The 23,401-nt window shown below is 65.0% G+C and carries 24 protein-coding genes; 17 read left to right on the plus strand and 7 right to left on the minus strand.

Annotated features, from left to right (window positions below; all coding sequences use genetic code 11):
- Positions 1-24: 24 nt before the first annotated feature.
- Entirely contained in the window at positions 25-552 is a 528-nt protein-coding gene (locus JI664_RS18255; RefSeq protein WP_207015200.1) for a component of SufBCD complex, read from the minus strand.
- Between the two features lie 124 nt (positions 553-676).
- Between JI664_RS18255 and hemB the strand changes: the two genes are divergently transcribed.
- The gene (gene hemB, locus JI664_RS18260; protein ID WP_207015201.1) at positions 677-1,675 is read left to right on the plus strand and encodes a porphobilinogen synthase; all 999 of its coding nucleotides are present in this window, start codon (positions 677-679) and stop codon (positions 1,673-1,675) included.
- Positions 1,676-1,810: 135 nt separating this feature from the next.
- Complete coding sequence (locus tag JI664_RS18265) at positions 1,811-2,389, plus strand: YSC84-related protein (protein ID WP_207015202.1); 579 nt, start codon at positions 1,811-1,813, stop codon at positions 2,387-2,389.
- A 57-nt stretch (positions 2,390-2,446) separates the two neighbouring features.
- On the opposite strand, the gene JI664_RS18270 is transcribed toward JI664_RS18265, so the two are convergent.
- Positions 2,447-3,490: a YeeE/YedE family protein gene (locus JI664_RS18270; protein ID WP_349768741.1), complete on the minus strand. Its 1,044-nt coding sequence runs from the start codon at positions 3,488-3,490 to the stop codon at positions 2,447-2,449.
- 237 nt (positions 3,491-3,727) lie between these two features.
- Here JI664_RS18270 and JI664_RS18275 point away from each other — a divergent pair, with 237 nt between their 5' ends.
- Entirely contained in the window at positions 3,728-4,645 is a 918-nt protein-coding gene (locus JI664_RS18275; RefSeq protein ID WP_207015203.1) for an MBL fold metallo-hydrolase, read from the plus strand.
- A 215-nt stretch (positions 4,646-4,860) separates the two neighbouring features.
- Here the strand turns inward: JI664_RS18275 and JI664_RS18280 are convergent, their stop codons facing one another.
- From JI664_RS18280 to JI664_RS18290, 3 genes are all read right to left on the minus strand, one after another.
- On the minus strand, positions 4,861-5,931 hold the full coding sequence (locus JI664_RS18280) for a YeeE/YedE family protein (RefSeq protein ID WP_349768742.1): 1,071 nt from the start codon (positions 5,929-5,931) through the stop codon (positions 4,861-4,863).
- Between the two features lie 67 nt (positions 5,932-5,998).
- On the minus strand, positions 5,999-6,385 hold the full coding sequence (locus tag JI664_RS18285) for an ArsR/SmtB family transcription factor (RefSeq protein WP_207015205.1): 387 nt from the start codon (positions 6,383-6,385) through the stop codon (positions 5,999-6,001).
- A gap of 134 nt (positions 6,386-6,519) precedes the next feature.
- Complete coding sequence (locus tag JI664_RS18290; RefSeq protein ID WP_286174163.1) at positions 6,520-6,948, minus strand: thioredoxin family protein; 429 nt, start codon at positions 6,946-6,948, stop codon at positions 6,520-6,522.
- A 194-nt stretch (positions 6,949-7,142) separates the two neighbouring features.
- Between JI664_RS18290 and JI664_RS18295 the strand changes: the two genes are divergently transcribed.
- The 9 genes from JI664_RS18295 (at position 7,143) to JI664_RS18335 (ending at position 15,175) form a co-directional block, all read left to right on the plus strand.
- Positions 7,143-7,880 (plus strand): cytochrome c biogenesis CcdA family protein, encoded by a 738-nt coding sequence (locus tag JI664_RS18295; RefSeq protein ID WP_207015206.1) that lies wholly within the window; start codon positions 7,143-7,145, stop codon positions 7,878-7,880.
- Positions 7,881-7,896: 16 nt separating this feature from the next.
- Complete coding sequence (locus JI664_RS18300) at positions 7,897-8,484, plus strand: thioredoxin family protein (protein WP_207015207.1); 588 nt, start codon at positions 7,897-7,899, stop codon at positions 8,482-8,484.
- A 206-nt stretch (positions 8,485-8,690) separates the two neighbouring features.
- Entirely contained in the window at positions 8,691-9,173 is a 483-nt protein-coding gene (gene soxX / locus JI664_RS18305; protein WP_207015208.1) for a sulfur oxidation c-type cytochrome SoxX, read from the plus strand.
- Between the two features lie 32 nt (positions 9,174-9,205).
- Positions 9,206-9,625, plus strand: coding sequence for a thiosulfate oxidation carrier protein SoxY (soxY, locus tag JI664_RS18310; protein WP_207015209.1), 420 nt, complete (start codon positions 9,206-9,208; stop codon positions 9,623-9,625).
- Between the two features lie 44 nt (positions 9,626-9,669).
- The gene (gene soxZ / locus JI664_RS18315; RefSeq protein ID WP_207015210.1) at positions 9,670-9,993 is read left to right on the plus strand and encodes a thiosulfate oxidation carrier complex protein SoxZ; all 324 of its coding nucleotides are present in this window, start codon (positions 9,670-9,672) and stop codon (positions 9,991-9,993) included.
- Between the two features lie 33 nt (positions 9,994-10,026).
- The gene (soxA, locus tag JI664_RS18320; RefSeq protein ID WP_207015211.1) at positions 10,027-10,896 is read left to right on the plus strand and encodes a sulfur oxidation c-type cytochrome SoxA; all 870 of its coding nucleotides are present in this window, start codon (positions 10,027-10,029) and stop codon (positions 10,894-10,896) included.
- Positions 10,897-11,099: 203 nt separating this feature from the next.
- On the plus strand, positions 11,100-12,797 hold the full coding sequence (gene soxB / locus JI664_RS18325) for a thiosulfohydrolase SoxB (protein ID WP_207015212.1): 1,698 nt from the start codon (positions 11,100-11,102) through the stop codon (positions 12,795-12,797).
- A gap of 28 nt (positions 12,798-12,825) precedes the next feature.
- Positions 12,826-14,106, plus strand: a complete 1,281-nt coding sequence (gene soxC / locus JI664_RS18330; protein WP_207015232.1) for a sulfite dehydrogenase — start codon at positions 12,826-12,828, stop codon at positions 14,104-14,106.
- Positions 14,087-15,175 (plus strand): c-type cytochrome, encoded by a 1,089-nt coding sequence (locus JI664_RS18335; RefSeq protein ID WP_207015213.1) that lies wholly within the window; start codon positions 14,087-14,089, stop codon positions 15,173-15,175. The genes soxC and JI664_RS18335 overlap by 20 nt, the downstream gene beginning before the upstream one ends.
- A 347-nt stretch (positions 15,176-15,522) precedes the next feature.
- On the opposite strand, the gene JI664_RS18340 is transcribed toward JI664_RS18335, so the two are convergent.
- Together JI664_RS18340 and JI664_RS18345 are read right to left on the minus strand one after the other, a co-directional pair.
- On the minus strand, positions 15,523-16,968 hold the full coding sequence (locus JI664_RS18340; RefSeq protein WP_207015214.1) for an NAD(P)(+) transhydrogenase (Re/Si-specific) subunit beta: 1,446 nt from the start codon (positions 16,966-16,968) through the stop codon (positions 15,523-15,525).
- Between the two features lie 15 nt (positions 16,969-16,983).
- Positions 16,984-18,555, minus strand: a complete 1,572-nt coding sequence (locus JI664_RS18345; RefSeq protein ID WP_207015215.1) for a Re/Si-specific NAD(P)(+) transhydrogenase subunit alpha — start codon at positions 18,553-18,555, stop codon at positions 16,984-16,986.
- 222 nt (positions 18,556-18,777) lie between these two features.
- On the opposite strand from JI664_RS18345, the gene ppk2 reads away from it, so the two are divergent.
- From ppk2 to JI664_RS18370, 5 genes are all read left to right on the plus strand, one after another.
- Entirely contained in the window at positions 18,778-19,659 is an 882-nt protein-coding gene (ppk2, locus tag JI664_RS18350; protein WP_207015216.1) for a polyphosphate kinase 2, read from the plus strand.
- A gap of 75 nt (positions 19,660-19,734) precedes the next feature.
- A complete protein-coding gene (locus JI664_RS18355) occupies positions 19,735-20,133 on the plus strand; it encodes a YbaN family protein (protein WP_207015217.1) in 399 nt (132 codons plus the stop codon).
- 86 nt (positions 20,134-20,219) lie between these two features.
- The gene (locus JI664_RS18360) at positions 20,220-20,708 is read left to right on the plus strand and encodes a TRAP transporter small permease subunit (RefSeq protein WP_286174164.1); all 489 of its coding nucleotides are present in this window, start codon (positions 20,220-20,222) and stop codon (positions 20,706-20,708) included.
- Positions 20,705-22,246 carry a TRAP transporter large permease gene (locus tag JI664_RS18365; RefSeq protein ID WP_207015218.1) on the plus strand — a complete coding sequence of 514 codons (1,542 nt, stop codon included), beginning with the start codon at positions 20,705-20,707 and terminating at the stop codon, positions 22,244-22,246. The genes JI664_RS18360 and JI664_RS18365 overlap by 4 nt, the downstream gene beginning before the upstream one ends.
- A gap of 14 nt (positions 22,247-22,260) precedes the next feature.
- The gene (locus JI664_RS18370) at positions 22,261-23,334 is read left to right on the plus strand and encodes a TRAP transporter substrate-binding protein (RefSeq protein WP_207015219.1); all 1,074 of its coding nucleotides are present in this window, start codon (positions 22,261-22,263) and stop codon (positions 23,332-23,334) included.
- Positions 23,335-23,401 lie beyond the last annotated feature (67 nt).

Below are 23,401 nucleotides of genomic sequence, written 5' to 3' on the forward strand. Positions count from 1 at the left end.
TCTTCTTCCGTTCGTGCGTCGCTTTCAGCCGCCAAGCGCGCTGACCGAGAGGTTGTGCCACATGCCCCACATCGTCGTCACCAGAATGGCCAGAAGGCCAATCGCCTGTATGACGACGCGATTCCAGAAGATGGTGCGCACCAGCGGCTCATCAACCAGAGTGCCGGTCGCGACCTTCTGCGCCAGTCGCAGGCTGATCCAGCCCGCCAGCGACATCGGCGCGAAGAGCAGGAAAAGCGCCTGCGCCAGTTCGAACCCGTGGTAAAAGCCGAGATTGCCAAGGCCAGTGATGATCGCCATCCAGAACCCCACCAGCCAGACACCCGAACTGCGCAGGATGCCGATCCGGCGGCGGGCCTGAATCGCAGCAATGGCGTTGAGCTCGCTCATCGCCTCGCCGCCCTGCCTGCGCGCGCGCTGGACCATGTCGAAGGGGACGCCCATGACGAAATGGGTGACGTTCGACCACGCCACCGCGAGCACCAGCCAGAACCACAGGTTCGAGAACGACCTGACGTCGATGGTGGAGAAAAGCGAGTCCGTCAGATTCACACCAGGGCCTCATTTTGCGCCCCCCTGACTAATCGGGTTTCGCGCCGGGGCCAAGACGCGATTGGTCCAAGGCTTGAGCTTGACCGCGCAGCGTGGCAATACGCCCGCAGATAGGGAGAAACCCATGCCCCCGCACAGCCCCGCCCCCTTCCCCGCCGCCCGCCTTCGTCGCCTGCGCCGCACGAGCGCGCTGCGCGATCTCGTGGCCGAGAATGCCGTAAGCGCCGCCGATCTGATCTGGCCCGTTTTCATCCGCGAGGGAGACGGCGTCGAAGAGCCCGTGGCGTCGATGCCCGGCGTGAACCGACTGTCACTCGACATGCTGATGCGCAAGGCGACCGAGGCGCATGAGGCGGGCGTGGGGGCGATCTGCCTGTTCCCCTATACCGCCGCCGAGCTGCGCACCGAGGATTGCGCCGAGGCGTGGAACCCCGAGAACCTGACCAACCGCGCGATCCGCATGCTCAAGGCCGAGCTGCCCGATATGGCGGTCATGACGGATATTGCGCTCGACCCCTATAACATCAACGGCCATGACGGCTTTGTTGAAGGCGAGGAAATCGTTAACGACCGCACGGTCGAGGCGTTGGTCAAGATGGCGCTCGCGCAATGCGAGGCGGGCGCCGACATTCTGGGCCCGTCCGACATGATGGACGGGCGGATCGGCGCGATCCGCAATTCGGTCGAAAAGGCGGGCTACCAAAAGGTGGCGATCCTGTCCTACGCCGCCAAGTTCGCCAGCGCCTTCTACGGCCCGTTCCGCGATGCCGTCGGCGCCTCGGGGCGGCTGGTCGGCGACAAGAAAACCTATCAGGTGAACCCCGCCAACCGGCTCGAAGCCCTGCGTTGCGTCGCGCGCGATCTCGACGAGGGGGCAGATATGGTCATGGTCAAACCCGGCCTGCCCTATCTCGATATCTGCCGCGCCGTGAAGGACGAATTCGGCGTGCCCACCTTCGCCTATCAGGTGTCGGGCGAATACGCGATGCTGGCGGGAGCGATCGAGCGCGGCTGGCTGAGCGAGGCGGTGATGCTGGAAAGCCTGCTGGGCTTCAAACGCGCGGGCTGCGACGGCGTGCTGACCTATTTCGCACCGGCGGCTGCCAAGGCCTTGCGCGGCTGACAGCGCCATCGGCTGGAATACTGCGCGCAGGACGATGCGGGCGTGACACGATTCCCGCTTCGGTGTATAAGATTATCCACAGGTTTTCCGGTGACCGGGGCGCAAGATCCCGGACCGTCACATACGAGGACGAGCATGACCCAAGACACGCGCTTTTCGCGTCCGATCTCGCGTCGTGGCCTGCTGGTGGGCGGCGCAGCGGCGTCTCTTCTGGCAGCCTGCGGCAACCCGGTTGGCAGCGTCAATGCCGAGCGGCTCGACGCGCGCGTCGACGCTACCCGCGACTATCTGCGTCAGAACCATGACGAACTGACGCCACTCTTCCAGAACGCGCAGGGCATCCTTTACATGCCGCTGATGACCGAAGCGGGCTTCATGCTCGGCGGCTCGTTCGGACAGGGGGCGCTGCGGATCAACGACGCGACGGTGGATTACTACTCGGCCACCCGCGTGAGCGCCGGCCTTCAGATCGGCGCGCAGCAATACGCGCATGTGCTGTTCTTCATGACGCCGCAGGCGCTGGCCGATTTCCGCGCGGGCGAGGGCTGGGCCGGCTCGGCCGATCTGCGCTATGCCACGCCGGAGAATGGCGGCTCGGCGGGCGTGCAGACGACGACGATGTTCTCGCCGGTGATTGCGGTTGTCTTTGGTCAGGCCGGGCTGATTGCCGGGGCCTCGCTCTCGGGCGTGCGCTATCAGCGCATCATCCCTTAAGCCACTCCGCTAGCTTCGGAAAATCGGCGCGGCCCTTCGCAGAGGCCGCGCCTTTTTTCATTCGGCTGCCACACCGATCAGACGGCGCAGCCCCAGCAGCGCGCCCGCACAGATCGCGGCCAGCGTGACCGGCGCCGACCATGCCAGCGTGGCAAACGCGCTGACGCCCTGCCCGACCGAACATCCCAGCGCGATCACGCCGCCGATCCCCATCAACGCCGCGCCGCCCACCTGACGGCCCAATTCGCGTGGGTCCTCGCAGGCTTCCCAGCGGAACATGCCGCGCCACAGCGACCCGGCCAGCGCGCCCGCCATGACACCGATCACCGAGCCCACCGAGAAATTCAGCCCGCCCGCGGTCGAGGTCATCAGATAGATCAGTGTACGCCCCACCGGCGCGGTAAAGGACAGCCCCTCGACCCCGACTTCGCCGAAGCTCTCGCGATTGATCCAGCTCGTTCCCAGAAGCGCCATGACGATGGCCAGCCCAGCTACCACGCCCCAGGCGATGTCGCGCGGCGCCCGGCGCAGCGGACCATAGGCCAGCGCCCAGATCAGGAACAGCGCCGCGATGATCAGCGCGGTCATCAGTTGCGGCAGCCCCAGCACCGATTCCAGCGTCACGGCAATCCCCTGCGGTGCGCGCGCCGGTTCTTGCGGAAACAGCGCCACGCGCAACGGGGCCAGCGGTCCCGACAGGGTGATGAAGCCGAAAATCCCCATCACCACAACGACCACGAGCGAGCGCAGATCGCCGCCACCGAAGCGCACCAGCGCCCCGAAGCCGCAATTGCCCGCCAGCGCCATGCCATAGCCAAAGATCAGCCCGCCCACGACCGACGCCATCGGCAGCCATGCAATCTGGTGATAAAAGGTCTCGCCGATCTCGATCATCCCGGCCTGCGCGCCCAGATAAGTTCCGGCAATCGCCACGGCCAGCACGATCCCCCACAGCCGCAACCGCCGCTGGTCGCCCCCATAGGCGGCCATTTCCAAGGCACCCAGCGTGCAGAAATTGCCCAGCCGCGCCGACAAGCCCAGCACGATCCCCGCGCCAAGCCCGACAAGGGCCGCCATCATTCCGTACGAGATCCCCTCCACGACGCTCCTCCCCGACCGTTTGGCCGCCTGACATTCTGGCGGCCAGACTCCCGGTTTGGACGTCTGAATGCAAGATAAAGAATACAATCGGCGGCCATGCCTCCCACGGCTTCCCACGCAAGCCCCCTTGCCTTCGCGCAGCGGCCCTGTACTCTGGCTCCGTCGACGCTCTCCCATCGCGCCGCCATTCCGCCCCGCCCGCGCAGCCTGCGGGCCAATACTTGATGGGAGTTCCACATGACAATTACGCGCCGCACCTTGCTGCAAAGCGGCCTCGCCACCAGCGCCGCCCTGCTTTCGACCGGCCTCATACCCCGGCGTCTGCACGCCTCGACCCGGATCGGCGGTATGCAGATCGACATGGTGTCGGACGGCAACCTCGTTTTGCCGCGCGACTTCATCACCGGACCGATGCCATCCGCCGAGGCCGACGCGATCCTCGCGCGCTACGGCATCGATAGTGACAGCCTGACCCCGCCCTGTAATGTCACGCTTCTGCGCCACGAGGACAGGGTGATCCTGTTCGACGTGGGCGCAGGGACCGAATTCCAGCCCACCGCCGGCTTTTTGCCTGACACGCTCGACGAACTGGGTCTCGCGCCCGAGGATATCACCCATCTGGTGATCACCCATGGCCATCCCGATCACATCTGGGGCCTGCTCGACGATTTCGGCGATCCCTTCCTGCCCGAGGCGCAGATCCTCATGGGCAGGGCCGAGTTCGATTACTGGATGGATCCCAACACCGTCAGCACGATCGGTGCGGCGCGGCAGGCCTTCGCGGTCGGCGCCGAACGGCGGCTGGCGGAAGTGGCCGATCTCATCACCTTCTTCGAGGACGGACAGGAAATCCTGCCCGGCATCGCCGCCCGCGCCACCTTTGGCCACACCCCTGGCCATATGGGGTTCGAACTTCGCGACGGCTCGGACAGCCTGATGGTGGTGGGCGACGCGATCGGCAATCACCATGTCGCCTTCGAGCGTCCGGAATGGGATTCGGGCTCGGATCAGGACCCGGCCACCGCCGCCGCGACCCGGACCGCGCTGCTCGATCAGCTCGCCACGTCGCAGATGTTGCTCGCAGGCTTCCATCTGCCCGGCGGGCTGGGCCGCACGGAGCGCACGAACGACGGTTACCGCTTCGTTCCGGCCTGAGCCGCCCGAAACGGGCCCTGCCAAAGCCCCATCTTTAATCAACAAATATCCCGGGGGGTCCGGGGGGCAGCGCCCCCCGGCGGGGGGCCCGCCCCCCCCCCCCCCCCCCCCCCCCCCCCCGGGTCGCCCGCGCGGCGCCTGCCGCAGGCGGGCGACGCAAGGACGAAGCCCCTCGCCCGTTATCTGGCCCGTGATCTCGCCCCACGGCCGGGCCCTCAGACCAGAGCGGCCCCCTGAGCGCCGCGCTGGTCCAACAACAGATCGGTCAGCATCGCGCCGATCCAGAAGCAAAACAACGCCAGCCACGCGGTCGCGACGAAGATCGAGCCACCGGTCACGCCCGCGCCGATCGCGCAGCCGCCTGCCAGCATTCCGCCGAAGCCCATCAGCACCGCGCCGGTCATCGAGCGGCGCATATTGGCCTCGCCCTCGAAACCCTGAAAGCGGAATTCGCGGGTCACCAGCGCCGACAGGAACGCGCCAAGGAACACGCCGGGCACCAGCCCGATGTCGAAATTCAGCGCCGGGGTCGGTTCGAGGAAAAACATCAGCGTATTGGCCGACGGTCCGGTGAAGGTGGCAGAGGTCACGCTGACCGGCTCCCACGCCACCTCGGCCAGCGACCAGCTCAGCACCCAGCCCATCGCCACCGCGAAGCCGACGCCCGAGGCGAAGATCAGCACCCGCGCGCCGATTTTCGCGCGGATCGCCACGACGATGGCGACCACGGCCAGCACAAGGCCCAGCACCAGCCCCGCCTCGTCGGGCAGGCCCGCCAGCGTGAGCAGGTTCAGGTTCTGGCCGAACGGCGTGACCCAGAGCCCCGCCAGCCATGTGCGCAGCGGCGCAAGCCAGCCATGCAAGCTCATCTGCGCGACGACCGCGAAGATCAGCCCCGACACGACGCTGCGCAGGTTCCCGGTCGCAGCGAGCACCAGAAGCCGCCCCGAACAGCCACGCGCCAGAACCATGCCCACGCCGAACATCAGCCCGCCGATGATCGCCCCCGACCAGCTGCCCGCCACGCCCATCATGCGCGCGTCGCGGGCTTCGAAAAGGCCCAGCCATTGCGCGCCCTGCACCCAGACCATCGCCGTCGAGAAGGTCAGCAGCCAGACCGCCACCTTGCCGCCGATGATCCCCCGGGCGAATTCGACCGTGGCCGCGCGCAGACAAAAGCTCGAGCGTTGGGCGGCGATGCCGAACACCATGCCGGTCAAAAGGCCAAACAGCGCACCGGCCCTGGCCTCGCCGATCCATTCCACGAAGGCGATGAAACTTTCCACGGGAACTCCTCCGCAACACGATGGCGCAGGGAATATGCCGATATAGGAATATCCGCCTTGATCTGGATCAGGGCTTGCGGAACAGCCGCTGGATCGTCGCCACCATTTCGCGCACGCGGTCATCGGCGAGAGAATAGATGATCTGATTGCCGTCGCGCCGCGTGCTGACCAGCTTCTCGTGGCGCAGCCGGGCCAGCTGCTGGCTGACCGCCGCCTGCCGCGACATGATAAGTTGCTCAAGCTCGGTCACGGTGCGGTCGCGCTCGCACAGGTGATACAGCATCATCAGCCGGCCTTCATGACCAAGCGCTTTCAGGAAATCCGCCGCCTCGCGCGCTTCGAGCGCCATGGCTTCGGGGGTCGCGGCGGGCGAGCATGAGAAATCGGCTTTGCGCCACCGTTCGTCACGGTCGTTGTCGCCGGTTTTCCCAGTCTTGTTTCCGTCCGGCGCCATGCTTCCTCCGACCCGGTCGCGCCTGTCCAAATGGCCATACGAAACAGGTCCTTACCAATGCGGCTTGAAGCTAGCACGCACGGTTTCGGGATGCGAGACCGCAGCCCGGCACTGTCACCGCTTTGACACACCGGCTATCCGGCTGGGCTGGCCTCGGCCGCATCGAGCATCTCATTGATATAAGGCCAGAAAAAGTCTTCGCCCGGAAAGCCGGTCAGGCGAGATATCTCGGCCCCGTCTGGACCCAGCAAAACAAAAGTCGGCGTCACGAAGGGCCGGGTGTCGAGCGTCACGCCCTCGGGCAGCGGCCCGCGCAGATCGGCGCGGATCAAAGGCGCCCGCGCGCCCTCGGCCGAGGCCTCGTAAGCAGGGGCCACATCGCGGTTGAAGGCCGCGCAGATATAGCACCCGACCTGCTCGATCATCAGCAGCCGCAGATCTTGCGCCCGGGCGGATTGCGGGGCGCTCAGCGTAACCAGAAACGCCAGCAGCAGGGCCAGGAATCCCTTCGGAAGCGCGCGCGGCGTGGGCATCGGAAAGCGCGGGGTTTCGGGCGATGGCATGGACGTCTCCGTGGCAGCAATCGGCGCGCAGAGCCTGCCCCGATCTCGTTGAACGGGCAAGGCGCGCCGCGATTCCCGGTTGACGGGATCGAAAACACATATCAACATTGTAATGTTTTCAGGTTGATCAGGCAAGGGCCGCATCCGGTCGAATCGATCCTGCGCGCCGCCGCAACCTGCGATGGGAGGAATTCATGTTCGATATCTCGTTCGGCGGGGCAGCTCTTGCGGGGCTCCTGTCGTTCCTGTCCCCTTGCATCCTGCCTATGGTGCCGTTCTACCTGTGCTATATGGCCGGATTGTCGATGTCCGAGTTGCGCGACGACAACGGTCTGGCGCCCGGTGCGCAGCGGCGGCTGGTGCTGTCGTCGATCGCCTTCGCGCTGGGGGTCACCTCGATCTTCATGCTGTTGGGTCTGGGCGCGACGGCGCTGGGGCAGGCATTCCTGCAATGGAAGGACACCTTGCGCTGGGTCGCGGCGGCCGTGCTGCTGGTTTTCGGGCTGCATTTTCTCGGCGTCTTCAAGATCGGCTTTCTGTACCGTCAGGCGCGGATCGAAACCTCGAGCAACCCGCAATCCATCGTTGGCAGTTTCGTCATGGGTCTGGCCTTCGGCTTTGGCTGGACGCCCTGCGTCGGCCCCGCGCTGGCGGCGATCCTGATGATCGCCTCGGGCATGGGCGACCTTGTACGCGGCACGCTGTTGCTGGCGGTCTACGGGCTGGCGATGACCCTGCCCTTCGTGATCGCGGCGATGTTCGCGCGGCCGTTTCTGGGCTGGGTCGGGCGGCATCGCGACAAGCTGCAGCATGTCGAGAAGGTCATGGGCGCGATGCTGATCGTGTTCGCCGTGCTGATTGCCACCAACACCCTCAATTACGTCGCGCAATGGATGATCGACACCATGCCGTGGCTGACCGCCATCGGCTGACCGCGAGGAGACCACGATGACCACAAGACGTACCCTTCTGACCGGCGCCGCGCTGGCGCTCGCCACCCCGGCGCTGATCCGCCCGGCCCGCGCCGATCTGCCCGTTCCGCCGCTGGGCGAGGACGGGCTGCACAAGCCCGACTGGCTGGTCGAGACCTTCCGCGACATGCGCGACGACCTTGCCGAAGCCCGGGACGCGGGCAAGCGTATGCTGGTTCTGGTCGAACAGCGCGGCTGCATCTACTGCACGCGGATGCACGAACACGTCTATACTGACGAGCGTATCGCGCAGATGCTGCGGGACGATTTCTTCGTCGTGCAGATGAACCTGTTCGGCAATATTCCCGTCACCGATTTCGACGGCGAGGAACTGGACGAGCGCGATATGATGGTGCGCTGGGGCGTGGTCTTTACGCCCACGATGCTGTTCATGCCCGATACGATCCCCGAACAGGGCACCGCCGCGCAGAACGCCGTGATGGTGATGCCGGGCGCGTTCGAGCGCGGCACGACGCGGCTGATGCTGCAATGGGTGCTTGAGAAGGGATACGAGGGCGACGAGCATTTCCAGCATTACGTCGCGCGCAATCTCGACCGTGGATGAGCCCTGCATGGCAGGGGGCGGAAGCCCTTCCCCCTGCAGCGCAGCAAGAATCGGATGCAACTGCAGCGAAAGCAGAAATTAGTTCTTTCTATATGCACATAGATGAATTTTCTGTTGCTGAGTCGGCAAAGCCTCGTCTACACTGAATTCACAAAAGCGTTTGGGAGAGCGCTGCGCCATCTGCTGAATGTCTAGGGAGGACATCCATGAAGCTGAAAGCTGTGACCGGTCTCTTCATCGCCGGACTCGCCCTGACCGGCACCGCGGTCGCTCAAGTCGCTCCGGGTGATGTCACCTGGGTGGACGATGTCACCATTCCCGCCTCGCTGACCGGCTCTGCCGGTGATGCCGCGGCCGGGGTCGAGATCATCGCCAATCGCGGCGGCGGCAATTGCGTGGCCTGCCATGAATTCACCTCGCTGCCGGACGTCCAGTTCCAGGGCAATATCGGCCCGTCGCTCGACGGCGTCGCCAGCCGCTGGTCCGAGGCCGAGCTGCGCGGCATCCTTGTGGATGCCAAGCACATGTTCCCCGAAACCCGGATGCCGGCCTTTTACCGCGTCGACGGGTTCATCCGTCCCGGTGACGCCTATACCGGCCGCGCCGCCAATCCCGAGACCTTCGGCCCGCTGCTGAGTGCGCAGCAGATCGAAGACACTCTCGCCTATCTGATGACGCTGACCGACTGATCCGGCGCGTCCCCGTTGAAAAGGAGTTTCCCATGCTGACAAGACGCGACACCATCGCGATCGGTATCGGCGCCTCGGCCGCCGTGTTGCTGCCGGTGACCGGCGCCTATGCCCTGACCACCGAAGAAGCGATTACCGCCTATACCGGCGGTGCCGACATGGCCGAAGGCGGCGTGACCATCACCGCCCCCGAAATCGCCGAGAACGGCAACACCGTGCCGATTTCAGTCGAAGCACCTGGCGCCACCGAGATCATCCTGATCGCCACTGGCAACCCCACCCCGAATGTCGGGCGTTTCACCTTCGGTCCCGGTTCGGGCGCACCGATGGTCGCCACGCGCATCCGTCTGGGCCGCACGCAGGACGTGATGGCGATCGCCAAGATGGAAGACGGCAGCTTCGCCTCGACTGCGGTCGAAGTGAAAGTGACCATCGGCGGCTGCGGCGGCTGATCCGGTTCCGGATCGCCCCCTAACGCCCATCAGGAGTTGAGAATATGACTGTCAGACCCCGCATCCGCCTTCCCCGCTCGGCTTCGGCCGGGGATTCCATCGTCGTCAAGACGCTGATCAACCACGACATGGAATCGGGCCAGCGCCGCAATTCGGCCGGCGAGACGATTCCGCGCCAGATCATCAACCGTTTCACTTGCGAGTATAACGGCGTGATGGTGATCGACGTGGCGCTCGAGCCCGCGATCTCGGCCAATCCGTATATGGAATTCGAGGCTCTCGTGCCCGAATCCGGCGAGTTCCTGTTCACCTGGTACGACGACAACGGCGAGGTCTACACGGCCACCGAAGCCTTCGAAGTCAGCTAACACCGGCGCCACAGAAGTCTGGGAGGAGACACTATGCAGCACCTGAAGCCTGCCAAATCACTGGCGCTCGCCTCGGCCTGCGTGGCTGCGCTGTGGAGCGGGGCGGCCATGGCCGATCCCGACCCCACGGCGGAGCTGCTGATCGACGGGGAAATCCCGATCACCGTCCGCGCGCCCAGCGATGACGGCCTGACGCCCTATCTGCCCGAGCGGTATTCCGGCTGGCTGTTCCGCAGCGCCGAAACCCGTTCGCTGCAGGCGGACGACTTCGAGAACCCGGCGATGCTGGCGGTCGAGGTCGGCGCCGAGCTGTGGGAAACGGCCGACGGCAGCGCGGGGCAGTCCTGCATGGATTGCCATGGCGACGCCGAGGAGAGCATGGCCGGGGTTCGCGCGCGGATGCCGCATGTGAACGACAACGGCGAATTGTGGTCGATGGAAAACTACATCAACAACTGCCGGACCGAACGGATGGGCGCCGAGGAATGGCGCTGGAGCGGCGACGAGATGACCTCGATGACCTCGTTCATCTCGCTTCAGTCGCGCGGCATGCCTGTTGCGGTGCAGATCGACGGCCCCGCTGCCCCCTATTGGGAGCAGGGTCAGGAGATCTACTATACCCGCTTCGGCCAGCTCGAACTGTCCTGCGCCTCGTGCCACGAGGAAAGCTATGGGCTGAACATCCGGGCCGACCATCTCAGCCAGGGCCAGATCACCGGCTTTCCGACCTACCGTCTGAAAAATGCCGGCATGGTGTCGATCCATAACCGCTTCCGGGGCTGTATCCGCGACACGCGCGCCGAGACCTTCGCCGAAGGCTCGGAAGAGTTCCGCGCGCTTGAGCTTTACGTCGCCTCGCGCGGGATGGGCCTCGATATCGAAGGCGTCTCGGTTCGTCCGTGACCCTTTGGCCCGCGCAGCGCCCCTGACCGGACGCGCAGCGCGATACCCCAACCTGATCCCCGAACGGGGCCGCCTGACGCGGCCCCGTCCCCTCCCCGGCTCGAAGGCGTTTTTGTGCTACCAGCCATCTACATTCACACCTATGAAGATTGGCATCCCTCTCGTCCTGCCCGTCTTCAACCTGCACCCGCCCAGGAGGCCCCATGATTTCCCGCCGCGAATTCCTTCAGGCATCGGTGGCCGCATCCGCGATCTACGGCGCCTCCGGTCTTGGCAACTGGTCGAAACTGGCCGCGCAGCAGGCCCTGACGCAAGATGACCTTTTGCGGTTCGACACGTTCGGCAACCTGTCGCTGGTCCACATCACCGACGTTCACGCCCAGCTCAAACCGATCTGGTTTCGCGAGCCCGAATTCAATTTCGGTGTGGGCGAGGTGCGGGGCCAGCCGCCGCATGTCACGGGTCAGGACTTCCTGAACCTCTACAATATCGCGCCGCAATCGCGCGACGCCTATGCGCTGACCTATCCCGATTTCGTGGCCCTTGGCCGCGAATACGGCAAGATGGGGGGCATGGACCGCGTCGCGACCGTGGTGAAAGCGATCCGCGCCGACCGGCCCGAGGCGATCATCCTCGACGGCGGCGATACGTGGCACGGCTCGATGTCCTCGTATCTGAGCCGTGGGCAGGACATGGTCAATGTCATGCACGCGCTGGGGGTCGAGGCGATGACCTCGCACTGGGAATGGACCTTTGGCACCGACCGGGTGCTGGAACTGGTCGACCAGCTGAATTTCCCGTTCCTCGGCCAGAATATCTTCGACGCCGAATGGGACGAGCATTACGACGACTTCCCCAATTATACGTGGTTCGACCGGGGCGGCGTGAAGGTCGCGGTGATCGGGCAGGCCTTCCCCTATACCCCGATCGCCAACCCGCGCTGGATGTTCCCCGAATTCAGCTTCGGCATCCGCGACGAGCGTATGCAGGAGATGGTGAACGAAGTCCGGGCCGAGGGCGCCGATGTGGTGATCGTGCTGTCGCATAACGGCTTCGACGTGGACCGCAAGATGGCAGGCCGCGTGCAGGGGATCGATGTGATCCTGACCGGCCACACCCACGACGCCCTGCCCGAGCCGCTTCTGGTGGGCGAGACGCTGCTTATCGCGTCGGGCAGCCACGGCAAGTTCGTCACCCGTCTGGATCTGGATGTGCGCGACGGGCAGATGATGGGCTTCCGCCACAAGCTGATCCCGATCTTCTCGGACATCATCACGCCCGATGCCGACATGGCCGCGATCATCGAGACCGAGCGCGCGCCCTATGCCGAGCAGATGGAAGAGGTCGTCGGCCATACCGACAGCCTGCTGTATCGCCGGGGCAATTTCGCAGGCACCTGGGACAACCTGATCTGCGACGCGGTGATGAGCGAGCGCGACACCGAAATCGCCATGTCGCCGGGCGTCCGCTGGGGGGCCAGCCTGATGCCGGGCGACGCGATCACGCGCGAAGACATCCACAACGTTACTTCGATGACCTACGGACAGGTTTACCGCACCGAGATGACGGGCGAATTCATCCACACGATCCTTGAGGACGTGGCCGACAACCTGTTCAACACCGATCCCTATTACCAACAGGGCGGCGACATGGTGCGGCTGGGCGGGCTTGCCTATGCGATCGACATCTCGAAACCCATCGGCGAGCGCATCACCGGCCTGACCCTGCTCAGAACCGGCGAGGCGCTGGATCCCGCGCGCAGCTACACGGTGGGCGGCTGGGCCTCGGTCAACGAGGGGACCGAGGGGCCGATGATCTGGGACGTCGTGGAAGATCACATCCGCAAACTGGGCCGCGTATCGGCCGAGCCCAACGGCTCGGTCACCGTGACCGGCATCTGAAGACAAAGGAGCAAGCGTCATGACCGACATGCTGGGTGACGACGGGCGCGAAACCGGGGGTGTCAGCCGCCGCGGTTTCCTGAGAACCGCAGGACTGGCCGCCGGTGGGGCCGCGCTGGGTGGCGCCGCCGCCGCGCAAGAGGCCGATCCGCTGATCACCGAGGTTCAGGACTGGGCCTCGATGACCGGCGAGGGCGTGGACGCCACGCCCTACGGGATGCCCATCCGCTTTGAGGACGACGTTGTGCGCCGCACCGTGTCATGGCTGACCGCCGATCCGATCAGCTCGATCAACTTCACGCCGATCCACGCGCTGGACGGCACGATCACGCCTGCCGGTTGCGCCTTCGAGCGTCACCATTCCGGCGCGATCGAGCTGTCGAAAGACGATTACCGGCTGATGATCACCGGGCTGGTGGACCGGCCGCTGGTCTTCACTTGGGAAGATCTGCAGCGCTTCCCGCGCGAAAACCACGTCTATTTCTGCGAATGCGCGGCCAATAGCGGCATGGAATGGGCGGGCGCGCAACTGAACGGCGCGCAGTTCACGCATGGCATGATCCACAACATGGAATATTCCGGCATCCCGCTGCGGCTGCTGCTGGAAGAGGCGGGCGTTCAGCCCGAAGGCCAGTGGATCTTTGTCGAAGGCGCCGATGCCTCGTCGAACGGCCGCTCGATCCCCTTGGAAAAGGCGATGGACGATGTGCTGGTCGCGATGACCGCCAATGGCGAGGCGCTGCGCAAAGAGCATGGCTATCCCGTGCGTCTGGTCGTGCCGGGCTGGGAAGGCAACATGTGGGTCAAATGGCTGCGCCGGATCGGCGTCAACCATTCCGCCGTCGAGGCCCGCGAAGAGACGTCGAAATACACCGACCTCATGCCCGATGGCCGCGCCCGGAAATGGACCTGGGCCATGGATGCGAAATCGGTCATTACTTCGCCCTCGCCGCAAAAACCCATCCTGCACGGCGCGGGCCCGCTGGTCATCACCGGGCTTGCCTGGTCGGGTCGCGGCGCGATCGAACGGGTCGATATCTCGCTTGATGGTGGCGTCAACTGGCAGACCGCGCGGATCGGCACGCAAGGCGGCCGAAACGCCTTGTCGCGCTTCTATCTCGATATCGAGTGGGATGGCTCGCCCATGCTGCTGCAATCGCGCGCGATGGACGACACGGGTTACGTGCAGCCCACCAAGGACGCGCTGCGCGAGATCCGGGGGCTCAACTCGGTTTACCACAACAACGGCATCCAGACCTGGGCTGTCTACGAAAACGGAGCGGTGGAAAATGTCGAAGTCGGTTCTTAAGCTTCTGGCGGCAACCGCGCTGACCTCTCTGGCGCTTCCTGCTGTCGCCCAGACCTTCAATCTGGGCCGCGCCGCCCTGCCCGAGGAAATCGCAGCCTGGGACGTGGCGGTCGAGCCCGACGGCACCGGCCTGCCCGAGGGCGAAGGCGATGTCTTCACCGGCGAAGATCTGTGGGTCGAGAATTGCGCCGCCTGTCACGGCGATTTCGGCGAGGGCGCAGGCGCCTATCCGGTCATTGCCGGCGGCGAGGACACGCTGACCAATCGCCGTCCGGTCAAGACGGTGGGCAGTTACTGGCCCTATCTGTCGACCGTGTGGGATTACGTCCATCGTTCGATGCCCTTCGGCAACGCGCAGATCCTGTCGGCGGACGATACGTATGCGATCACCGCCTATATCCTCTATTCCAACGGGATCGTGGATGACGACTTCGTCCTGACGCGGGAGAATTTCACCGATGTGGTGATGCCCAATGCCGAGGGCTTCTATGTCGATGACCGTGTCGAGACCGAGTTCCCGATCTTCACGCAGGAAGCCTGCATGAGCGATTGCGGCCCGGCTGTTCACGTGACGCGGCGCTCGACCGATCTGCAATCGACGCCCGAAGGGGTGATCACTGTCCTTCCGCCCGATCGCACGGCGATGGCGAGCGGCACAGAGGATGGCGCGGAAGACGCGGCAGTCACCGAGGAGGCACCCGCCGAAGACGCCCCGGTGCAAGAGGCCGCCGCCGACATGGCCCCCGATCCCGAGCTGGTCGCTGCCGGTGAGGGCGTCTGGCGCCAGTGCCGCAGCTGCCACCAGGTCGGCGACAATGCCCGCAACGCCACCGGCCCGGTTCTGAACGGGGTGGTCGGTCGTCACGCCGCCTCGGTCGATGGCTTCCGCTATTCGCCGGTCATGCAGGAAGCAGGCGAAGGCGGGTTGATCTGGACGCCCGAGACGCTCGACGCCTATCTGGAAGATCCGCGCGGCTATATGCGCGGCACGCGGATGGGCTTCCGTGGCCTGCGCGACGCCGAGGACCGCGCCGCGATCATCGCTTATCTGCAGGCCCATCCGGGCTGATCGCGGATCGACCCAAGATCCCTGCCCAAGACACTCACCGGCGCCCGAAAGGGCGCCGGTTTTCGTTTGTGCCGCTACAGAGTCGCTCACCAGACATCGATGACGCACCGAGCGGAGAGGTAACTTCCCGTATGTTGATGGGCCTGCTCCTGGCGTCGTGCCGGGCGCGACGGGGGCACACGGCTTGCACGGACCCCGGGCTCGCCCTGCCCTACGGGCTGACCCGTCGCATCCTGTGACCCTCCATGACGCCCCGAAGCCCATGCCTGCCCCATCGACGACGAGCCCGCAGCAAATGAAAACGGGGGGCCAAAGCCCCCCGTTTCCGCGTTCGATCTGCGTCTGGATCATTCGACCATCGGCATCAGCGCATCGAGCGACTTCTTGGCGTCGCCATAGAACATGCGCGTGTTCTCCTTGTAGAACAGCGGGTTTTCGATACCCGAATAGCCCGTGCCCTGCCCGCGCTTCGACACGAAGACCTGCTTGGCTCTCCAGACTTCCAGCACCGGCATGCCGGCTATGGGCGAGTTGGGATCTTCCTGCGCCGCCGGGTTCACGATGTCGTTCGAGCCGATGACGATCACCACGTCCGTTTCCGGGAAGTCCTCATTGATCTCGTCCATTTCCAGCACGATGTCGTAAGGAACCTTGGCCTCGGCCAGCAGCACGTTCATATGCCCCGGCAGACGCCCCGCGACCGGGTGGATCGCGAAACGCACATTCTTGCCCTTGGCCCGCAGCTTGCGCGTCAGCTCGCTGACAGCCTGCTGCGCCTGCGCCACCGCCATGCCATAACCCGGCACGATGATGACCGAGTCGGCCTCGTTCAGCGCCGAGGCCACGCCGTCGGCGTCGATGGCGATCTGCTCGCCCTCGATCTCCATCGCCGGGCCCGAGCTTCCGCCGAAACCACCAAGAATGACCGAGACGAACGAGCGGTTCATCGCCTTGCACATGATGTAGGACAGGATCGCCCCCGACGAACCGACCAGCGCGCCCACCACGATCAGCAGGTCGTTGGACAGCGAAAAGCCGATCGCCGCCGCCGCCCAGCCCGAATAGCTGTTGAGCATCGACACCACGACCGGCATGTCGGCGCCGCCGATGCCCATGATCAGGTGATAGCCGATGAAGAAGGCCAGCAGCGTCATCAGCATCAGCGTCCAGGTGCCGAAGCCCTGGAAGTACAGGATCAGCAGCAGGATCGAGATCAGCGCCGCGCCCGCATTGAGCATATGGCCGCCCGGCAGCTTGGTCGCGGCCGAGTTCACCTTGCCCGAAAGCTTGCCATAGGCAATGACCGAGCCGGTGAAGGTGACGGCACCGATGAAGACGCCGAGGAACACCTCGACCTTCAGGACCGCGATCTCGGCCGTCGTTTTCTCGGCCACCTTGGCGGCAAAGCCGGTCAGCATGTCCAGCGCAGCTGCGTCACCCGCGGCCTGCATTGCAGCAACGCGCACCATTTCGAATTGCGCGTTGAAGCCGATGAAGACCGCCGCCAGACCGACGAGCGAGTGCATCGCCGCCACAAGCTGCGGCATCTCGGTCATCTGCACGCGCTGTGCCACGACCCAGCCAATCCCGCCGCCGATGGCGATCAGGATGAGCGACAGCACCCAGTTGCCCGCGCCGGGGCCCATGAGCGTGGCGACAACCGCCAGCGCCATGCCGACGATGCCGTACCAGACCGCGCGCTTGGCGCTTTCCTGATTGGACAGGCCGCCCAGCGATTGAATGAACAGAACAGCCGCAACGACGTAAGCGGCGGTGGTGAAACCGTATTCCATGTCTTACCGCTCCCCTTACGACTTCTGGAACATGGCGAGCATGCGCCGGGTGACCATGAAGCCACCGAAAATGTTGATGCCAGCCATGAAGACCGACAGCGAGGCAAGGATCATCACCAGCCAGCTGCCCGAACCGATCTGCATCAGCGCACCGAGGATGATGATCGACGAGATCGCATTGGTGACGGCCATCAGCGGCGTGTGCAGCGAATGCGAGACGCTCCAGATCACCTGGAAGCCGACATAGCAGGCCAGCACGAAGACGATGAAGTGCGACATGAAGCTGGCCGGCGCGAAGAAGCCCGCCAGCAGCAGCAGCACGCCGCCCGCGCCCAGCAGGGTCACCTGCTGCTTGGTCTGTGCCTTGAACGCGGCCACTTCCTGCGCGCGCTTTTCTTCCGCCGTCAGTTCCTTCGGCTTCTCGCGCTTTTGTGCGGCGATGGCCTGAACCTTGGGCGGCGGCGGCGGGAATGTGATCTCGCCCGCATGCGCCACGGTGGCGCCGCGGATCACGTCATCTTCCATGTTATGGTTGATGACGCCGTCCTTGCCGGGCGTCAGATCCGTCAGCATGTGGCGGATATTGTTGGAATAAAGCGTCGACGCCTGCGTGCCCATCCGGCTGGGGAAGTCGGTATAGCCGACGATGGTCACGCCGTTCTCGGTGACGATCTTCTCGTCCTTGACGGTCAGGTCGCAATTGCCGCCCTTCTCCGCCGCCAGATCGACGATGACCGAGCCGCGCTTCATCAGGCCGACCATGTCCTCGGTCCACAGCTTGGGCGCCGGACGGCCGGGGATCAGGGCGGTGGTGATGACGATATCGACTTCGGGCGCCAGTTCGCGGAATTTCTCGAGCTGTTTCTCGCGGAATTCTGGCGACGAGGGCGCGGCATAGCCGCCGGTCGCGGCGCCGTCCTGAGCCTGCTCTTCGAAATCGAGATAGACGAACTCAGCGCCCATCGATTCGATCTGTTCGGCCACTTCGGGCCGCACGTCGAAGGCCAGCGTGATCGCGCCAAGGCTGGTCGAGGTGCCGATCGCGGCCAGACCGGCCACGCCCGCACCGACCACCAGCACCTTCGCCGGCGGGACCTTGCCCGCCGCCGTCACCTGCCCGGTGAAGAAGCGGCCAAAATTGTTGCCCGCCTCAATCACCGCGCGGTAGCCGGCGATATTGGCCATCGACGACAGCGCGTCCATCTTCTGCGCGCGGCTGATACGCGGGACCATGTCCATCGCGACGACGGTGGTGCCCTTTTCCTTGGCCAGTTCCAGCATCTCGGCATTCTGTGCCGGCCAGAAGAAGGCGATCAGCGTTTGATCAGCGCGCAGGCGGTTCATTTCGTCCGTGGTGGCTTCGCGCACCTTCACGACGACATCCGCCGCCTCGAAGAGAGCCTCGGCCGAAGGCGCGATTTCCACCCCCGCCGCTTCATAGGCCGCGTCCTCGAACCCGGCAGCGGCACCCGCCCCCGTTTCGATGATGCAGCTATGCCCCAGTTTCTGAAGTTGTTGCGCCGAGTCCGGCGTCATGGCGACCCGGTTTTCACCCGGGAATATTTCTTTCGGTGCCCCGATCTTCACGTTGGTCCTCCGTTTCAAGGGCCGGGCGAGGCGCCGCCCGATCTAATCGTTCCCGCCGTGGGATAGCGCGCGCAAGATTATTTCACAAGCAGGTGTCTGCGCTAACGTTAACCAATGCTGGTCGCGGGGAGGCCTGAATGGCGGGGGGCTTGCGCGAAATCAAGGCCGGATTCAGCGTATTGGTCTATTCTTGCACGCGGTTGCCAGCCTCAGGAGCATTGCATGGATGATCAGAACCCCCCTGCGCCCATTACCCCGACCGAGACCGCGCCACAGCCCAAAACCGCGCCGCCCTCACCCGAGGCGCTCAGAGCCGCTTTCGAGAGCACGCATTATCCCTATCCGCACAAGATGGCGCGGCGGCCCTACGAGCTTGAGAAAACGCGCCTGCAGGCCGAATTGCTGAAAGTGCAGCTCTGGGCGCAGGAAACCGGCCAGAAATTCGTCATTCTGTTCGAGGGCCGCGATGCCGCCGGCAAGGGCGGCACGATCAAGCGGTTCACCGAGCATCTGAACCCCCGGTTCGCGCGCGTCGTGGCGCTGAACAAACCCTCGGAAACCGAACGCGGCCAATGGTATTTCCAGCGCTATCTCGAACATCTGCCGACGCAGGGCGAAATGGTGTTCTATGACCGCTCTTGGTACAACCGCGCGGGTGTCGAACGGGTGATGGGGTTCTGCACGCCCGAGGAATATCTCGAATTCATGCGGCAGGCGCCCGAGCTTGAGCGGATGCTCGTGCGCTCGGGCATCCGGCTTTACAAATTCTGGTTTTCGGTCACCCCCGACGAACAGCGCCGCCGCTTCGCGCAGCGCGAGGTCGACCCGCTCAAGCGCTGGAAGCTCTCGCCGATCGACAAGGCGTCGCTGAACCTGTGGGACGAATACACCGCCGCCAAGGAGGCGATGTTCTTCTACACCGACACCGCCGATGCGCCCTGGACCATCATCAAGTCGAAGGACAAGAAGCGCGCACGGTTGAACTGCATGAGGCATTTCCTGACGACACTCGATTATCCCGGCAAGGACCCCGAGGTTGTCGGCACGCCTGATCCGCTGATCGTCGGCCATGCCCGCCACGTCATGCGCCATACCGAGTTCTAGGGGCCAAGGTCCGTTGCGCCCCCTGTCGCGCGCGCCTGACCGCGCTATGTAACGGGCACAGAGCGCGGAGGCGGCATGTTCAGAATCCTGTGGAGTGTGGCGGGCGGCTTCGCGCTGGCGGTGGGCATCGTCGGCATCGTGCTGCCGCTGGTCCCGACAACGCCCCTGCTGCTGTTGGCGGCCTTCTGTTTCGCGCGCTCTTCGCCCCGGCTTGAAATGTGGCTGGTCGAGCATCCCCGCTTCGGCCCGCCCATCCGCGACTGGCGGGCCGAGGGCGCGATCTCGCCGCGCGCCAAGACCATGGCGATGATCGCCATCGGCGCGACCTTTGCGCTGAGCGTGTTCATGCGTCTGCCCGCCCATGTGCTGCTGATACAGGCGGTAACGCTGGGCGCGGTGACGCTTTTCATCCTGACGCGCCCCGCCCCGCGACCCAGCCTGAACGCCATCAAGCCCCCCGATCCCGAGGCCTGACCACGCCCGCGAATAGCCCGCTCGCCTTGACAGACGGACGCGTACAGCGTTGGTAGTGTGCACAAAACAGGGATGGGGGATAAATCTTGGTCCGGGGATATCTGGCGCTTGCGCGTGGCCTTGACCGGCTGACGCTGTGGCTGGCCATGGCGGCAGGCGGCACGCTGGTGCTGATGGTGCTGCTCAATGTCGTGCTGCGATACGGCTTCGGCACCGGCTCGATCAAGATGCAGGACCTCGCGGCCTATGCCTTTTCCGTGCTGCTGATCCTTGCCGTGCCGCTGTGCCATGCGCGCGCAGGCCACGTGCGGGTCGAGGTTCTCTCGGAGCGCCTGTCGCCGCGCTATATGTGGCTGGCCGACTGGGCCGCATGGGCGCTGTTCCTCGTGCCGGTCTTCGGCCTGATCGTCTGGGCCGGCTGGAGCGAGATCGTCTTCTCGTGGCAGATTGGCGAAGGCAGCACCACGCCGGGCGGGCTGGGCGGCATGTATCTGGTGAAAACCGCGCTGCCGGTGGCGGCCGTTCTGATGATTATCCAGGGCCTTGCGGCCGTGCTGAGGGGGCCCGAGGCATGAGCGGACAGGAATGGATGCTGATCGTCTTGTTCCTCGCCCTGTTCGGCGGAATCCTGTCGGGCATTCCGGCGATGCTGGCGATTTCGGGCGTGCCGCTGGTCCTCGCGGTGATTGCCGGTCAGTTCGACCTGTTCAACCTCGCCTTCCTCAGCAACTTCCCTGCCCGAGTGCTGGGGGTGATGAACAACACGTTGCTGATGGCCGTCCCGCTCTTCGTGCTGATGGGCGTCTTCCTTGAGCGTGCGCAGCTGGCCGAGCGGATGCTGCGGGTGCTGGCGCGCCTGCTGGGCGGCTCGCCGCTGGGCATGGGGCTGGCGGTTCTGGCCTTCAGCGCCATCATCGCCGCATCGACCGGCATCATCGGCGCCACGGTGGTAATGCTGGTGCTGATCGCCCTGACGCCGATGCTGGAAGCGGGCGTGCCCAAGCGGCAGGCCGCCGGGCTGATCTGCGCGGCGGGAACGTTGGGACAGATCATTCCGCCCTCGATCCTGCTGGTGCTTCTGGGCGACCAGATCGGCAATACCTATCTCGAAGCGCAGCAGCGCGCCGGGAATTTCGCGCCGATGCCGGTCTCGGTCGCCGATCTCTTCGCCGGCGCGATGGTGCCGGGGCTGGTACTGGTCGGGCTTTACGCGCTGTGGCTGCTGATCACCCTGCGACCGGGCCGCGCGCGCCGGGTCGCGATCAGCAACGAACCCGTGGCGATGACCGAGGTGCTGTTCACCTTCCTGCCGCCGATGCTGCTGATCCTCGCCGTGCTGGGTTCGATCCTTGGCGGCATCGCCACCGCGACCGAGGCTGCGGGCCTCGGTGCCGTCGGGGCGGGGCTGATGGCGGCCTTCTCGCTCACCCAGTCTCGGCTCGAGCGCAGCATCATCGGCATCGCGGGTCTTGCGGCCTTCGTGCTGGTGGCCATCCGCATGAGCCTTGGACGCGGCGACGCGGGCAGCCTTGCGCAGATGGTCAGCATCGCGGCGGCGCTGCTGCTGGCTCTGGGCGTCGTGGTGGCGATCTGGCGGCTGGTGCGGGGCCGGATGATGGGCGGCACGCTGGTCGAGACCATCAAGATCTCGGGCATGGTCTTCGGCATCGTCATCGCCGCTTCGATGCTGTCGCTCGTCTTCCGGGGCTTCGGTGGCGAGCACGCGGTCGAACACCTGATGCGCGAATTCCCCGGCGGGGAAATGGGCGCGCTTCTGGCGGTCATGGTGATCGTGTTCCTGCTGGGCTTCATCCTCGAAGCGGTCGAGATCATCTATATCGTCGTGCCGCTTCTGGGACCCGCGGTGCTGGCGGGCGACATCTCGCCGGTGTGGTTCGCGGTGCTGATGGCGATGAACCTGCAAACCAGCTTCCTGACGCCGCCCTTCGGCTTCGCGCTGTTTTATTTCCGCTCCGTGGCCCCCCGGGGCATTTCGACGATGGACATATACCGCGGCGTGGTGCCCTTTGTTCTCATTCAGATCATAGCCGTGGCGCTGGTTTTCACCTTTCCGGCACTCGCAACATGGCTGCCGAATTTGATGTTCAACTGAGGAGGAGTTTCACAATGAAACGCAGAACTTTCCTGAAAAGCGGCGCGGGAATCGCAGCCGGTGGCGCTGCGGCAGTGGGCCTTGCCGCCCCGGCTGTGGCGCAAGAGCGCATCGAATGGGACATGCCCTCGTCCTTCCCGAAAGCCGCGCCCGGCGTCGGCACCAACTCGACCCGCTTTGCCGAACTGGTCGAGCAACTCTCGTCCGGCCGGATGGTGATCAATGTCTACGGCGCGGGCGAACTGGTCCCGCCCTTCGCCGTCGAAGACGCGGTGCAGGCGGGCAACGTGCAGATCGGCCATGGCACGCCCTATTACGCGGCCTCGAAGACGGCCTCGGCGCATTGGTTCACCGGCGTGCCCTTCGGCCTGACCGCGAACGAGCATTTCGCCTGGCTGAAATGGGGCGGCGGGCAAGAAGTCTGGGACGAGATCTATGCCGAACGCAGCCTCAAGCCCTTCTACTCGGGTAATTCGGGCACGCAGGCGGGCGGCTGGTTCAAGAGCCGGATCGAAAGCCTCGATGACCTGCAGGGCCTGAACATGCGCATCGCCGGTCTCGGCGGCGAGATGATGCGCAAGCTCGGCGTGAACGCGATCCTGATGCCCGCGACCGAAATCTTCCAGTCGCTGCAATCGGGCGCCATCGACGCGGCCGAATGGGTCGGCCCGCTTCTGGACCAGGCCTTCGGTCTGCAGCGCATCACCAATCTGTGCTACACGCCGGCCTATGCCGAACCCGGCGCGGCGCTGCAGGTCGTGGTGAATACCGAGGCCTTTGCCGGCCTGCCCGACGACCTGAAAGCGATCATCGAAGCCGCTGCCATGCAGTGCTCGATGGAGACGCTGGCTCAGTTCGACTACATGAACGTGGGCGCGATGACGTCGCTTCAGGAAAGCGGCGTGGAGTTCCTCGAATTCCCCGAAGACGTGGTCTCGGCGATGAAGACCGCGTGGGAAGAGGTCAAGGAAGAGCAGCGCGCCGCCAGCCCCGATGCCGCGCGCGTGCTGGACAGCTACGAGCCCTTCCGCGAAGGCACGATCGGCTATTCCAACGCCTTCGTGGGCCGCTACCTCGCCGCGCGCTGAGCGTCCGGCTTGCAGGATGAACGGAAGGAGGGGGGCTGTCTGCCCCCCTCTTTGGCTTCGCCAAATA

Source organism: Rhodobacter sp. NTK016B, assembly GCF_017303295.1.
GTDB lineage: Bacteria > Pseudomonadota > Alphaproteobacteria > Rhodobacterales > Rhodobacteraceae > Pararhodobacter.